General features: G+C 45.5%; 13 protein-coding genes and 1 tRNA gene. 5 read left to right on the top strand and 9 right to left on the bottom strand.

Translation table 11 applies throughout. The features are described from left to right. Positions 1-62: 62 nt before the first annotated feature. The 7 genes from F0229_RS18250 to F0229_RS18220 form a co-directional block, all read right to left on the bottom strand. The gene (locus F0229_RS18250; protein ID WP_171733411.1) at positions 63-2,561 is read right to left on the bottom strand and encodes an EAL domain-containing protein; all 2,499 of its coding nucleotides are present in this window, start codon (positions 2,559-2,561) and stop codon (positions 63-65) included. A 168-nt stretch (positions 2,562-2,729) separates the two neighbouring features. Next, the gene (yigB, locus tag F0229_RS18245; RefSeq protein WP_017068593.1) at positions 2,730-3,446 is read right to left on the bottom strand and encodes a 5-amino-6-(5-phospho-D-ribitylamino)uracil phosphatase YigB; all 717 of its coding nucleotides are present in this window, start codon (positions 3,444-3,446) and stop codon (positions 2,730-2,732) included. 15 nt (positions 3,447-3,461) lie between these two features. Beyond that, entirely contained in the window at positions 3,462-4,394 is a 933-nt protein-coding gene (xerC, locus tag F0229_RS18240; RefSeq protein ID WP_017061015.1) for a tyrosine recombinase XerC, read from the bottom strand. Further along, complete coding sequence (locus tag F0229_RS18235; protein ID WP_017061014.1) at positions 4,363-5,061, bottom strand: DUF484 family protein; 699 nt, start codon at positions 5,059-5,061, stop codon at positions 4,363-4,365. Before F0229_RS18235 ends, xerC begins: the two co-directional genes overlap by 32 nt. 44 nt (positions 5,062-5,105) lie before the next feature. Next, positions 5,106-5,936: a diaminopimelate epimerase gene (dapF, locus tag F0229_RS18230; RefSeq protein WP_017061013.1), complete on the bottom strand. Its 831-nt coding sequence runs from the start codon at positions 5,934-5,936 to the stop codon at positions 5,106-5,108. Positions 5,937-5,947: 11 nt separating this feature from the next. Beyond that, complete coding sequence (lysA, locus tag F0229_RS18225) at positions 5,948-7,201, bottom strand: diaminopimelate decarboxylase (RefSeq protein ID WP_017061012.1); 1,254 nt, start codon at positions 7,199-7,201, stop codon at positions 5,948-5,950. Positions 7,202-7,243: 42 nt separating this feature from the next. Next, complete coding sequence (locus tag F0229_RS18220) at positions 7,244-7,456, bottom strand: lipoprotein (RefSeq protein ID WP_029235158.1); 213 nt, start codon at positions 7,454-7,456, stop codon at positions 7,244-7,246. Here F0229_RS18220 and cyaY point away from each other — a divergent pair. Next, a complete protein-coding gene (gene cyaY / locus F0229_RS18215) occupies positions 7,436-7,750 on the top strand; it encodes an iron donor protein CyaY (protein ID WP_017061010.1) in 315 nt (104 codons plus the stop codon). The two genes, F0229_RS18220 and cyaY, sit on opposite strands and share 21 nt — an antisense overlap. A gap of 71 nt (positions 7,751-7,821) precedes the next feature. On the opposite strand, the gene F0229_RS18210 is transcribed toward cyaY, so the two are convergent. Next, the gene (locus tag F0229_RS18210; RefSeq protein WP_017063755.1) at positions 7,822-10,350 is read right to left on the bottom strand and encodes a class I adenylate cyclase; all 2,529 of its coding nucleotides are present in this window, start codon (positions 10,348-10,350) and stop codon (positions 7,822-7,824) included. Between the two features lie 344 nt (positions 10,351-10,694). Between F0229_RS18210 and hemC the strand changes: the two genes are divergently transcribed. From hemC to F0229_RS18190, 4 genes are read left to right on the top strand one after another with little or no spacing between them, the layout of a single operon-like run. Beyond that, positions 10,695-11,633 carry a hydroxymethylbilane synthase gene (gene hemC / locus F0229_RS18205; protein WP_017061008.1) on the top strand — a complete coding sequence of 313 codons (939 nt, stop codon included), beginning with the start codon at positions 10,695-10,697 and terminating at the stop codon, positions 11,631-11,633. Positions 11,634-11,635: 2 nt separating this feature from the next. Next, positions 11,636-12,364: a uroporphyrinogen-III synthase gene (locus F0229_RS18200; RefSeq protein ID WP_017061007.1), complete on the top strand. Its 729-nt coding sequence runs from the start codon at positions 11,636-11,638 to the stop codon at positions 12,362-12,364. A 19-nt stretch (positions 12,365-12,383) separates the two neighbouring features. Further along, entirely contained in the window at positions 12,384-13,610 is a 1,227-nt protein-coding gene (locus F0229_RS18195; protein WP_017061006.1) for a uroporphyrinogen-III C-methyltransferase, read from the top strand. Further along, entirely contained in the window at positions 13,610-14,791 is a 1,182-nt protein-coding gene (locus F0229_RS18190; protein WP_017061005.1) for a heme biosynthesis protein HemY, read from the top strand. Before F0229_RS18195 ends, F0229_RS18190 begins: the two co-directional genes overlap by 1 nt. Before the next feature lie 578 nt (positions 14,792-15,369). Here F0229_RS18190 and F0229_RS18185 read toward each other — a convergent pair. Continuing rightward, positions 15,370-15,446, bottom strand: a tRNA-Asp gene (locus F0229_RS18185). Positions 15,447-15,467: the final 21 nt, after the last annotated feature.

Here is a 15,467-nt window from a genome sequence, read left to right as displayed (position 1 = left end):
TCATTAATGGCGGCGCAGTACTTTTATAGCCAGTCGTTACACAATGCGGGAAGCTTTAACTGCTAAAACAGTCGCTTAGGCTCACCGAAGTAGTAACCCTGCAGATAATCGACACCCATTTGCTCTGCTATCTCACAAACCTGTTGGTTATGGACAAATTCAGCGACCGTTTTGGCATTGAACACTTGGCACAAACGAATCAACTGAGAGGCTATGTTTCTTTGTTTTTGATCTTTGTCGATATTACGAATCAAGCTACCGTCGAGCTTAATGATCTGTGGCTCAAGCTTAATGATTTCCTCGATGTTGGAGTAACCAGAGCCAAAGTCATCAACAATGATTCTCGCCCCGAGAGCACGGAAGTGATCACACACCTCAATCATGCGACCATAATCTTTAATCTGCTCAGACTCGAGAACCTCTAGGCCAAGTCGAGTGGGATCGTTCATAGCACTGATAGCGGTCTCGAGCACCTCAAGCGTCTTGTCGCTCAACAAATCTTGCGGGGATAGGTTGATAGAAAATGGGCTTTGCTTATCCGCCATATAACCTATGGTGTTCTTAATCATGTGTCGGCTGAGGCGAGTGTAAAGGTGCGTGTCGGCAATGATAGGTAAGAACTTACCTGGTGGCACAATGGTACCGTCTGACTCCATGATTCTGACCAAGCACTCTTGGCCAATCATTTCGTGCGTAACCGACTCCACAATTGGCTGGGAATAAGTGATGATGTTCTGATCTAAAATCGCACGACTTACACAGCTCAGCCAGCCTAGTTGCTCTTTGCGATCTTCTTCACTCACCTGAATGTCTTTAGCATTGGTGATGTGGGTATTGTTACGTACTCCATAGCGTCGAGCTTCGATCGCTTTCAATAAGATCTGGTCACCACTGTCGGTTAAGAAGTCACAACGACTAGCAAAGCCGCCACACAGAGAAACTGACAGGTAATCAATATCAGCCAAACCATATGGCTCAAAATTTATGTGTTCGATGTCATCGGCGAACTCAACGAAACCTTCTTTTATTTTCGTACTACCAACACTAGCATTGAAGATAATCGCCCACTCTCCAACACCAATACTGAATAGCTCTACCTTCACGCGAGGCTCTTTAACCACACGAAGCTGTAATCGCTCGATAAAGTGATTAGACAGATCGAGTAACAGCTGATCCCCCACTTGATAACCATACTTCTCGTTAACCTGATGGAAGTTGGTTAGCTTTAAGGTCAGCAGATGTTCACTGAACAGAATCGTATTGAGGCGCTCTTTCAGTACGATACGGTTCGGCAAACCAGTACGCGAGTCAATGCGATAGCTTTCGGTTAAGCGACGCGCTTGTTGATGGAGTTTCTTTTCCATCTGAGTATTCATACTGTCGAGATCAGCGACTGCATTTCTGACTAGGTTAAGCAATGGCGACACGGTTGAGCCACACTGAAAGTCTTCGCAATGAAACTCTTTAATCTCGTCAGACTCGCGCATAGCGATATAAGTCAAGCTGTGGTGCAGTATCTCTTGGCGGTCTTCATTACGGTATAGCTCCCCCATGCAGTAGGCACCACATGTATTCACTATCCCTTCAAATGGCTTGAGCTCAAGTTTACTGTCGATAAATTCAAGTCGAGATACGCAGTTATAAATGATCACCGATTCAGGCTGATGCATGGCTAGCATCTCGGCACCGTGGTGCACCTTTTCTGCAGTGAGCGATGGGTGGTTATAACAAAACTGCGCCTCTTCACCGACATGCCAAGGGCTATCAAACTCAATACTGCCATCATCATTAATATGTAGCGGCGTCGAGATACCCTTCTTTCTGCCAAGTTCTCGATAAAGTGGAAAGCTCATCAGTTGACTAAAAGGAAGGTCTTTGCCATCCGCAAGGTAATGTTTGAATACTTCAATAGCCGGCTTGTCGTTCAATGCGTATAAGCGATTTCCGATTGCGTGTGTGACTCGTAGCTTCATCCCAATCGGGTTCCACTCAGAGTACGCGTCCGACCAAACCTTCAATCTTGGGTTAGTCAGAGCCACAGCAACACAGGCGTGCTGGTAGGTTTGCTCGTTATACATAACCCAACGGCCAAATTCATTCTCATGGCACAGTCCACCAGCCATCGGCAAGGCGTAAGGCAAATTTTCAAAAGCGCTATAAATAGGATAATCACGCCCTTCAACCTGATCGCACAAGCTGATGACCGTTTTGGTTTCTTCTGTAAGGCGCAGCTGAAAAGCTAAGTCTTGGCTGTCTTGATTTGGATTGCCGGAAAAAGGCTGGACCGCAGAGGTTAGATGGGTTTCGTTGAACTCACTGATGATGACTAAGGTGCATGCACTTTCAAGGCAATTATCACAGATAACATGACGAGCACTCTGGCCAATTAGCGTCGCATTATTTAAACGATTGAGGGCAACACCCGCGATTTGACGAGCTAGATCTGAAGATTGAGCTGAGAAAATTTGAATAAGGTACTGTTTGCTGTCACACCATTCTCGCTGATCAAATTGAGCTCTAAATAACGCCTCAGTATTTGCGAGAAATGTAAATGTTTGCATGCCAACCCTTGTTCAAAATCGAGTGAAGTAACAACCCGCAACCACTGCTATGACTGAAATGAATCGATAAAAAGTAGTCGCCAATTATCCTAGCCTAATCAGGCTTTTATAGGCGACTAATGTAACAATTCAATAGCATAAATGCGACACAATAAGCTTACCGAGCCATTAAATTAGTCGCATAAGATCGCTAAGTTGGTCTATTTCAACATCAGGGAGCACACTCGCCTTCGGGGAGCGGTATAAATTGGAACCAGTGTCATTAAACCAGCACGCTTGGAAGCCATTTTGCTTGGCTCCATAGACATCCGTTTTGAGGTGATCGCCAACATGAAGAATATTCTCAGCGTCACAACCTAGGTGTTGCTGAGCTTTTTCAAACATATCTGGATAGGGTTTTGCTCTGCCATCAGGGCCGGCTTTAAGGATTAATTGAAAGTACAGCCCTAAGCCAATTTTGTGTGGATCGACATTGCCATTGGTAATCGCAACCAGAGGAATACGTTGGCTAAGTTCAGTCATCACTCGATGCGTTTCTTGAGGGACATCGACTTGATTACGCAACCACAAGGCATGCTCAATGCCCTCTCGAGCCGCTTGCTCTGCTTGCTGCAGAGAGTAACCCAATTGCAGCAAACCACTCTTAATCTGAGTTTCACGCCACACGGTGACATCATGTTTCAAAGCTGGGTTTTCAGATGCGACTTGCTGCTTAATGCCCTGCCACTCTTCAAGCGATAAAGAAGCCGACACTGGGTGCTTTTGATAAAGCCACTGTGCCATCTCTTTCTCAACCTTCATGATCACAGGCCAGTTGTCATACAGGGTGTCATCCAAGTCAAAGGTCATGGCTTTGATGGGCTTTAACCCTCGATAAATTCGCATAGTAAACCCTTTAATCTAATCTTTATTCTTCTTACGAGCTCTCGGGTGAGCCTGATCATAAGCTTGTGCTAAGTGTTGGAAATCTAAGTGGGTATACACTTGGGTCGTCGAGATGTTTTCATGGCCAAGCAACTCTTGCACAGCACGAAGATTTTGGCTCGATTCCAGCACATGCGTTGCAAAGGAGTGACGCAGTTTATGCGGGCTGATGTGGCTCGCGACAGATTGCTTCTTGCCCCACTCTTCCATGCGCTTTTGCACGCTGCGGTGAGAGATACGAGTCCCGAGCTTAGAGACAAACAGCGCGGTTTCACCCGGTGAAGCCAATTCACCACGAACTTTGAGCCATTTATCGACCCACTCTTTAGCTAAACCAGAAAAAGGCGCTTTGCGTTCTTTGTCGCCTTTACCAATCACTCGGATTTCGCCTTGTCGACCCAACACATCTTTCAGATTGATGCCGACCAGTTCTGCCAGTCGTAATCCAGCACCATACATCACCTCCATCATCGCTCGATCACGAATCGACAATGGATCGTCCTCATTCACATCAAGCAGTTGACCCACTTCATCAACATCGAGGTTTTTAGGCAAAGGGCGTTGTTTGCGAGGTGCAGAGACACCTTTGGCTGGATTGGCGGTCATTTCGCCACGCAACACAAGGAAATCAAAGAAGCTGCGCAGTGACGATAAGCGCGTTGCAATGCTGCTCGCTTTCATTCCCTCACGCATGCCTTTACTGGCCAGTTGTCTGACCCACGCCGCATCGACTTGACCCCAATCCTTTAGCCCTAGAGTGACTAAATGACCGGCCATGGTTTCAAGTTGTTGTTTGTAATTACGTTGGGTGTGTAGGCTGAGTCCCTTCTCGCTTCGGAGATATTCATAGAAGCGAGAAAGTGGCTTTTGAAGGCTGTTAGGAAGAGGTATTTTGGGCTCTAGGCTCATTATTTATCTGCCAAGGTAAGGTGTCCGCCAAATGAGCGACAACAAGTGCTAAATGGCGTAAAAAGAGCGTATCCATATGGGGTTGGAAATGTCCGCCATCTTCACTAGAAAAGGCGAGCAAACCCAATGGAGACTGCTTAGCAAGCGGTAGTACTACATAAGAGCCTAGCTCTGGAACTGGATAATCACCAAACAAATCGTGTCTGTCGGCTTTTCTCAAGCGTCCAAGATAAGCATCTTTGCCATTGAAATGGTTAAGCGAAAACTTAGAGTAACCCTCAGCACTCAACTGATAAAAGCCAGATTGCGAAAGAATACGAACATGAGCCTTAAGCCCAAGATCTAACGCTTTTTGTTCAACGGCTTTTATCACCTGCATGAAGTCACTGCATTTCAGCACTTGCGCTTGCAGATCCATAAACTCATAGAAGGTTTTATCGTTATTTGCTGCCAACGACATCAAGCCAGTGATCTCTTCTTCAAGCTCTTCGATTCGATGACGTTGGCGTTTAAGCTGAACCTCAACCAGAGAAACAGCGCCCTGCTCAACGTTATTGATAGCAAGGCGATCAACCAAATCTTTTCGGTCTTGGAAAAAATCTGGGTTATCACGTAAATATTCCGCGACCACTTCTGCGGTGAGTGCGTCGGCTTCAACGTAAGACAAAACCTATCCTTTATTTTTATGAATATATTTGTTTTGGGTCGTTATTAGCAAGAAAGTTGACCATCAAACACATGCGTTGCAGGGCCGGTCATAAACAGAGGTTTACCCGGGCCTTGCCAGCTAATGTGTAAGTCACCGCCTGGTAGACGAACCTTCACATTCTCAGCCAGTAAGCCTTGAGTGATACCCACTGCAACTGCGCCACACGCTCCGCTGCCACATGCCTGAGTTTCACCCGCGCCGCGTTCGTAAACACGTAGACGAACTTCTTCACGGTTAACGACCTGCATAAAGCCAGCATTAACACGCTCAGGGAAACGTTCATGTGATTCAAGTAGTGGGCCTAAGGTGTCCACATCAGCCGTGTCGACGTCATCAACCACGGTAACCACATGTGGGTTACCCATGCTTACCGCACCACAGAATAAGGTGTGTACATCCGTTCTTAGGATATACGTCTTCTCTGGCTGCTTGGCCTTGAATGGAATCTTGCCGGGTTCGAACTCAGGAATGCCCATGTTCACCGTGATCAGGTCATTCTCTTCAATCTTGAGAACCATTTTACCTTTCTTGGTACTCACGTTGATGCTGTACTTATTCGTTAAGCCTTTCATGCGAACGAATCGTGCAAAACAACGTGCACCATTGCCACACTGCTCCACTTCACTGCCATCCGCATTGAATATGCGGTAATGGAAATCAGTTTCTGGATCATAGGGAGCCTCAACCACAAGTAGCTGATCAAAGCCCACACCAGTGTGACGATCCGCCAAACGACGGATCAAATCTGGAGAAAAGAAAATATTTTGAGTAATGCAGTCCACGACCATGAAATCATTGCCCAAACCATGCATTTTAGAAAAGTGGAAGTGCATAACGCTTAAAATTACTCCGGAAGAATGTTTTCAAGTTCCCACAGACTCGTAAGCTCTTCACGCTGACGAACCAAGTGAGTTTTATCGCCATCCACCATCACTTCAGCCGCACGCGAACGAGTGTTGTAGTTAGATGACATCGCGAAGCCATAAGCACCCGCTGAACGAACTGCTAGCAGATCACCTTCTTCAAGAACAAGGTCACGATCTTTACCTAGGAAATCGCCTGTCTCACAGATTGGGCCAACCAAATCGTAAGTCACAGCTTCACCCTGACGAGGGCTAACAGGAACAATATCCTGCCAAGCTTGATAAAGTGCTGGGCGCATTAAGTCGTTCATTGCTGCATCGATGATGGCAAAGTTCTTGTGCTCTGTTGGCTTGAGGAACTCGACTTTCGTTAATAATACACCAGCGTTAGCAGCAATCGCTCTTCCAGGCTCGAAAATCAGCTCTAGATCAGAATGATTGTCTAGGCGAGCCAATAAGGCTTTCGCGTAGTCAGAAGGCTGTGGTGGTAATTCATCACGATAAACCACACCCAAACCGCCACCGACATCAAGGTGTTTGATGTTGATACCGTTAGCACGTAGCTGGTCGATCAGCGCAAGTAGGCGATCGGTTGCATCGATGAAAGGTTCGATATCCGTTAACTGAGAACCAATGTGGCAATCAATACCATGGATAGACAAGTTATCGAGTGTTTTTGCAAACTCATAGACAGCAGGAGCACGGTCGAAAGCGATACCAAACTTGTTATCACGCAGACCAGTAGAGATATAAGGGTGAGTGTTGGCATCAACGTCTGGGTTGATACGCAGTGAAATCGGCGCTTTAACACCAAGCTCACCAGCTACTTTATTCAGTCGCTCTAGTTCTGGTTCAGACTCTACGTTGAAACACTTAATGTTCAACTCAAGCGCACGCTTCATTTCAGCGGCTGTTTTACCGACACCAGAGAATACAACTTTTGCTGGATCGCCACCGGCAGCAACCACACGCTCTAGCTCACCGCCAGAAACGATATCGAAGCCAGAGCCCAAACGAGCCAAAGTATTCAACACGCCAAGGTTTGAGTTAGCTTTAACGGCATAACACACCAAGTGCGGATGCTCACCAACCGATGAATCAAACGCATTCCAGTGGCGTTCTAATGTTGCACGAGAATATACATACAGCGGTGTACCATATTGCTCTGCTAGTTGTGAAAGTGCGACGTCCTCAGCCCAAAGCTGGCCATCTTCCTGATAGTTGAAGTAATCCAAAGTTCTTATCCCTTATAAATAACGATTTCTGCGTGTTTTCACTTATTGTGATTGTTCGGTTTGCTGAACTTCATCAGGATCGTACAAAGGACCCGTTTGACCACAACCAGAAAGTCCAATAACGGACATCATAAATAGAGCAGCAATTAATTTTTTCATTTTGCATATCGTGATTATTAACTCAATGCCCCCTATAATCGCACCACACTCAGGAAAAGCAATAGGATAGAAAGGATGAACGAGACTGAATTTCATCAGCTGGTCGATATACAGATGCAAAACATCGAAGAAGCTATCGATGAATCAGAGGCAGATATTGATTACGAAGTGACTGGTAACGTGATGACGCTGGAGTTTGAGAACCGCAGCCAAATCATCATTAACCGCCAAGAACCAATGAAAGAAATCTGGTTAGCGTCTAAATCTGGTGGCTTTCACTTCAAGCTAGTTGACGACAAGTGGACATGTTCAAAGACGGGCATGGAGCTGTTTGAGATGGTTAAAGAAGAATGCGTGAAGCACGCAGGTGAAGCGATCGATTGGGTTTAATCATTTGTAAGCAAAACTAAAAAGGAGTGAATCAATCACTCCTTTTTCAATATCAATCGGGCTTAGTAAGACTAGATGTTGACTATCTTTGAGCTCCGAGAAGCTAAAGTTGCATCGTTACGATAAGGCACAACGTAAGAATTGCCTTCTTCAGGATGAACGATTTGGTAGTACTGAGGTAGGTTAAAGTTAATCAACTTAGACGACATCTTCGACTCATCTTTTACCGATGTGTAGAAAGAATTCACGCTCGCGATCATCTCATCTTTTTCACCGCTGTACTGGTGGTAGACCTCAACTTGGTTCGACTCGTCCAATACATAAATATTGAAGCCTTTGTCGGTATCTTCGAAAAAGAACTGAATCAAGCCCTCACTCGCAAAACCATCCACCACTTCTGGTAGCTGATACTCTTGCTCTTTATCGAGCATCAGTAAAGGTGAGCCTTTGAGCTTATTGGTTGAGATGCTACGGTAGAAATCGACCGAGTTTTCCAACATCTGTACCGACACACCACGACGTTCGAAGAACAGACCAAACATCTTATTAGCTAAACGAATAGCCTTAAAGCGGCGGCGCTTCTCGGGTTCAATCGGTTTCAATCGTAAATCGATACACTCAGCAAGCAGTTGATACACCATGTTACGCATCACACCACGCAGGTTTTTGCTGTAACAGAACACATCAACCGATTCTGGCGGTAAAGCATCTTGGTGCATTTTGCCAAGTACCGTCTTCAGCGCATCCAGCATTGCCGTATCACCTTGGAAATGCAGCGTACGTACTTCATGCCAAGAGTTACGATAAACCAAGTCGACACTGCCGACTAAGCTCTTACCTTCTTCACCAAAGCTGAAGATATCGGCGTTCTTAAGATCCACTTTTAATGCACGACCACTTAACTCAGACGTCGGATCATTTTCAAAGTTGATGAACATCGCCAACTGGCTTATCTCACACGGGCTCGCCAGTGCTTGCATACTCGGACGACGTTTACGCAAAGAAAACGTATTACGCAGGTCGCTCACCATTTGATAGAACTTATCGATATCAATGTGAGCGTCACGAACCACAGAGTGCAAACGCGTCGACTCGGTAATCAAGCCATTAAAAAACGACCATGCTACCAACTTACTCAAGTACTCATGGTGCTCTAGAGAAGGCTGACCAAGAATGCGGTGTGCAACCAGTGGCTGCTTATACAAGTACCAACCTGCTTTATTCGACTGACCCTGACGAACTTCGATGAAGCTCAAGTCGGGTTCATGCAGATCCGGAGAGATTTGTGGGTTCAGCAGTGTCACTTTACCTGGCAATACCTCAAACGCAGCGTAAAGCTTACGTGCCAAGATACTGATATCTTGTGGGCTGATTGCCGAAGTGATGTCGTTACGACGCGCAAATTGAATCAGATTACGGTAGCTCAGCATCAAGGCATCAAGCAGTGCATGGTGCACCACTTTAACCTGCTCAACCTTCCAGTTACGGCGGTTATCGAGCTCAGCAATGGTTTCATGTCCCCAATTCCAAGACTTAGTCATCTCAGTCAAGGCTTCACGACGCCACGCAACAGAACCAATGCCCGCATCTCGTGACAGCTTCTCGTGGGTCTTAAGATAAAAACAGCGTCTTACCAAGTCCAATCGAGTGTGGTCGTTAATGCGTTCTAGATAGCGCGTTACCTTTTCAAGCATCAGATAGTAGCTATCCATGCCATACAGATCCGGTTCATCCGCAAAGAAGCGGCGCTTGGTATCAATACTCAGCAGTTGGGTGTTTGGGTATTCCCACGAATAGGCCTCTAACAGGATCGCCTTCAAAACCGATTTATACGGTGAGTCGATACTCTTATAGAGCTGCCACAGGTTTGAACCAAAGTACTCTTCAGCGGGAATACGATTCAGCTTGCCGAAATCGATCCACTGCGAGCAATCAAGATAACCATCCTGACACAAACCTTGAACATACTCATCGTAACACTCTTCCATTTCTGGCGGAATGATTTGCCACAACAAACGCTGACCAGCTAAACGAACCGCAGAGCGATAGAACTCATCAAGCAGTAATAAATGCTGTGAAGAACCACAGTTATCGCCTGTCATCTCTTCTGAATGGTTCGAACGGAAACGCTCTTCATCCATCAAGAAGAAGTTCGCTTCAACCCCTAAGGTTTCAGCCCAATCAGTAATCAAGAGACACTTGTTGGTTAGGCTATCGCGAGATGCGCCATCCATATCCGGGGAAACACACACCCAGATATCAAGATCACTTGAAGTGCTTTGACCAATAGAAGAAGTACTACCCATGGTGTACAAGCCAAGGATTGCAGGTTCATCAGCTTCGGTGAGTTTGCCACCCAGCGTTAATTCGGTATCAGAGACAAATTGCTTTTGGAATTCATTAAGCGTGAAGCTACGAATTCCAAAAGGAACTTGTTGGTCATAATAACCGGGCATCATCGGGTGATTGAAGTGAAGCAGTGCGGGAATAAGGTTGAATACTCGCTGGCCTTGCACATTCATCAACGCCAACGCACGATCAATGCGCTGCTGATTTAGATTGTCTAATCGTTGAATCAAAGTTTGAGTGTAAGCCTGCAAGGTAAGTCCTTGGTTTGAGGTTAAGTGCAGTTCTGTTTAGTTACTGAACGAAAGGAGCAACAAAACGTGATCAATTTAACACTTTTACCCTTAATGGTAAAGCAAAGGAACCCGTCATACTGGTCAATTCCTTGATGACAGAAAGTTAAACTCACGGCGCCGTAGTGTCCTCTTTATTGACTATTTCTAATAATAGCCCATGTTTCAAATGAGATACTAATCACACTATTTTGGTGAACTCATGAAAATCTCTCAGCTATCAAAGTATGGAATGATCAAACAGTAAGAATTCTCGCCTCATAATGGTAGGATTAGGCTATTACAGAACCTATATCGGAAACACCATGACAAATTCAGCACCAATCCGTATCGCGACCAGAAAAAGCCCTCTTGCCCTTTGGCAGGCATACTTTGTAAGGGATGCACTGCAAGCTGCTCACCCTGGTTTAGAGGTTGAGTTGGTAACTATGGTGACCAAAGGTGACATCATCCTAGACACTCCGCTTGCTAAAGTGGGTGGTAAAGGGCTGTTCGTTAAAGAACTTGAAGTAGCCATGCTAGAAGGTCGTGCTGACCTAGCCGTTCACTCAATGAAAGATGTACCTGTCGACTTCCCTGAAGGTCTAGGTCTGGTAACAATTTGTGAGCGCGAAGATCCGCGTGACGCTTTCGTATCAAACACTTACAACAACATCGACGAACTCCCACAAGGTGCTGTCGTGGGTACGTGCAGCCTGCGTCGCCAATGCCAACTGTTAGAATACCGCCCAGATCTGATCATCAAAGAGCTGCGCGGCAACGTTGGTACTCGTCTAGGTAAACTCGATGATGGTCAATACGATGCGATCGTACTGGCTGCTGCAGGTCTTAAACGTCTAGAGCTAGAAGAGCGTATTCGTAGCTTCATCGAACCAGAGCAGTCTCTCCCTGCTGTTGGCCAAGGCGCTGTTGGTATTGAGTGTCGCCTTGATGACGAGCGTCTGATTAAACTCCTTGAACCACTGAATCATAAAGACACGGCTGATCGTGTACTGTGCGAACGTGCAATGAACCTTACCCTAGAAGGTGGCTGTCAGGTTCCTATCGGCAGCTACTCATTATTAGATGGCGAAAACATCTGGCTACGTGCATTAGTTGGTGAACCGGACGGTTCTAAGATGGTTCGTGGTGAGATCTCTGGCCCTCGCAAAGATGCAGAAGCACTTGGCGTGACTCTGGCAAATCAATTGCTGGATGATGGCGCGAGAGAAATCTTAACCAAGCTCTACGTTGACCAAGAATAATCATGACAGTGTTGGTGACTCGTCCCGGTTCAGAGGGACAATCGCTTTGCCAACAACTAGCGGATGAAGGGGTTCAAGCAATCCATCATCCGCTGATTCGTATCGTGGATAATCCCAACTCTGCGGATTTAAGCACCCAGCTTAATAACAGCGATATCATTATTGCAGTCAGTCACCACGCCGTGGCGGCTGCCCAAAGCATCCTTTCAAAAACCTCATCCATTTGGCCTACTTCGCCGCTTTATCTTGGCGTTGGTCAAAAAACTGCGCACGTTTTAAGCAAAGTCTGTAAACAAAAAGTAAACTATCCTCAAGTTAGTGATAGTGAACATCTTCTTAAACTTACTGAACTTAATGGCGTAGAAAATAAGTCCATTTTGATACTACGTGGCAATGGTGGGCGTGAGCTCATTAGGGATTCTCTACTCAATCGAGGTGCACAAGTCTCTTATTGTGAGACCTACCGTAGAGAATATATTCCTATTAGCGACCACAATACCTATCAAACATGGATAAACAAAAAAACGTCCAAAGTTGTCATCACTAGTCAGGAACAATTGGAGTATCTCTGCTCAATTACCCCTGATGAGTATTTGGCTTGGCTTTCAACAAGACATCTATTTGTCCCAAGCCAGCGCATTGTAGAACGAGCACAACAACTCGGCTTCTCGAATGTGACCAATACTCACAGTGCTACGAACCAAATATTACTGGCTGCTCTCCGGCCCTAGCTAGAAACAGGAAATAAGCATGACAAGCAAAAAAAATAATGAGCATATTGAACCTGAAAAGAAACAAGATACTCAGCCAGTAGTTGTTGAAAACGAAAAAGCTGACTCTACAGAGACAAAACAACCTGAACAGAAGCTTGATGCCTCTGCTTCAAATACCGCTAAAAATGAGCAGCCTCAAGCTGAGCATAAAGAGCAAATAGAGAAAGCAGAAAAGCAAGGTAAGCGCGGTGTCAAACTAGGCGCTATTGCGATCGCTATTTCAATTATCTTCAGTGGCGGTATCGCATTTCAAATGCAGCAAAAGAGCGCTGAATACTCGGCTCAAATAGCCGCTCTTCAAGCACAACTGCAAAATACCCAATCTGCGGTAAATAAAGACCTACAAACCATCAAGCAAGAGACTATCCAAGAAGCCTCACACGCGGTGGAGAAAACTCAGGTCGTGCAATCTCAACAGCAGAAGAGCATTCAAAGCCTGCAGTTAGCAGTGGCTGACGTGAAAGGTCGCCGCCCGAATGACTGGTTACTTGCCGAAGCCGATTACCTTGTGAAACTAGCAGGACGTAAACTGTTCCTCGAGCATGATGCCGTTAGCGCAACCAAGTTAATGGAAAGCGCCGATCAACGTATCGCAGCACTGAATGACCCGAGCTTAGTGTCACTGCGTCAATCAATGACCAATGACATTACCAAGCTTCGCACTATTCCTCTGATCGACCGTGACGGCTTAGTTCTGCGTATCACAAGCTTGCAACAGCAAGTCGATACACTGCCGCTTGCCAATGCGATTCTTCCGGAAGCTGCGGTTGTTGAGAAAAAAGCGGTATCGCAAGATATTAATGATTGGCAGAACAACCTGATGACGTCGATGAAAGACTTCTCAGAAAACTTCATTACCTTCCGTAGTCGTGATGGCGAAGTTATCCCTCTACTCTCTCCTGAACAACACTTCTACCTGCGTGAAAACATCAAAGGTAAATTAGAAACCGCGATTCGCGCCGTCTACAAAGAACAAGGTGAACTCTATAGCGCAGCTCTTAATACCGCTAGCGAGTGGTCGAAAGCGTATCTAAACCAAGATAACAACTCAGTGATTGAATTTGAGAAAGCGATTAAACAGCTAAGTGAACAGAACATCTCTGTGAAATACCCTGTAAAGCTTGAATCTCAAAATGAGTTGTCAGATGTGATACGTGAGCGCCTACGTCGTGAAGTCACCGTTATGACCACGGAGGAAAAATAATGATTCGTTGGATTTTTCTTTTTCTCGTTCTAGGTGCTGGGTTAATTGTTGGTACTCAGTTCTCTGGTCAACAAGGCTACGTTCTGATCTCAATTGCGAATAAGACTATTGAGATGAGCGTGACAACACTGGTTATCTTTGTCATTGCTCTTCTAGCGGCTCTATTCGGCTTAGAGTACCTATTTAAAAAGCTTATGTACGCAAGCTCGACAACTTGGAACTGGTTCAGTGTTCGTAAGCTGAAACGTTCTCGTCGTTATACCAATGAAGGCATTATCAAGCTACTTGAAGGTGACTGGAAAGGCGCTGAGAAGAAAGTAACTCGTTGGGCTAACCATCACGACATGCCTCTACTTTGTTATTTAGTCGCTTCTCAAGCGGCACACGAACAAGGTAATACAAGTGAGCGAGATAAGTACATCGAGCTTGCTAGCCAACAGGACGACTCTCTACTAGCGGTTGAGCTAACTAAAGCTAAACAGCAAATCAGCGAGTCAAACTACGAAGCTGCATTCGATACACTTTCGACCCTAAAAGGCACATACCCTAATAACACTGCTGTACTTGGCCTGTTAAAAGCCACTTACTTGCAACTGAAGTTATGGCAGCCATTGCTAGAGTTAACTCCTAAATTAGTTAAGAACAAACTTCTAACAGCTGATGAGCAACGTGAATTAGAACAGAAAGCACAATGTGGGCTACTTCATGATGTGGCACAACAGCAAGGTAGCGAAGGTTTAATCAGCCATTGGAACAAGCTTTCAAGAAAACAGAAACAAAGTTCGCACCTTGTATCCTGCTTTGTGAAGCAACTTATCGCTCGCAAAGCTGACTCAGAAGCCTTCACTGTGATCAAAGAGAACATTGCAAAGAGTGGGTCAAATGAACTCTACATGTTGCTTCCAGAGCTGAACTTATCCGATCACCACCCAGTAGTGGTCATGCTAGAACGTGCAATTAGTAAAGACAGTGGTAATGCCGAAGCACACAGCGCGCTGGCTCAGTTCTACTTAAGAGAGCAGAAGTGGGCGGAAGCACAAAGCCACTTCGAAAAAGCCCTAGCACTTCGCTCAAATGTTTCAGATTACGGATACCTATCTGACGCACTAGAGAAGCAAAACTTAACGAAAGCAGCTCACGAGGTTTCTCGTAAAGCGCTCGCTCTAGTTCAGCCAGCTTAAGTCAAAACAACTCAAACTAAGCCGATGCCAAACATCGGCTTTTTTATATCTGTTGTTTATCCCCAAATAACTTCAACGATACTTATAAACCATAATCTATCGAGTCTTTACTCGTCTACCGCCACCAAACCAAGTGTATTAAAGTAACTATGAAGTTGTGCATTAGGGTCTATCAAACACACGGAGAACTGCTTTAATTGTGTCTGTACGTAGTTTTACAATTCTTAGAAACAAGCTCTTAGAAGAGACTCAGGAAAGGTTAATCGTTAAGGCGGTAAACAACATCAACTAACGCAACCAAGCCCTACTAAAAATAGTAGGGCTGCTTAATAGATGTCGAAATATCAAAGTTCGCTATCAACGGGCAACACTTCTACAAAACTCGCAGTTGAGTAATAACATTCATACGTCAGAAACGACGAAAGCCTAGTCGTCAGACTAGGCTTTCTAATATGTGCCGGAATAGCGTGAAGTGCAGGGGCTCGGTACCTTTACAACACTCATATAACCTAACAGCAAAACACTTTTCTTCAAATGTAAAAAAGCCCTGCTATTTCTAGCAGGGCTTTTCTAATAAGTGGCGGAGTGGACGGGACTCGAACCCGCGACCCCCGGCGTGACAGGCCGGTATTCTAACCAACTGAACTACCACTCCGCAGTGGAATACTTGTCGTCG

Source organism: Vibrio sp. AIC-3 (genome assembly GCF_013114515.1).
Classification (GTDB): domain Bacteria; phylum Pseudomonadota; class Gammaproteobacteria; order Enterobacterales; family Vibrionaceae; genus Vibrio; species Vibrio crassostreae_C.
The sequence above is the reverse complement of the archived record's forward strand: the minus strand, read 5'-3'. Positions and strand labels throughout refer to the sequence as shown.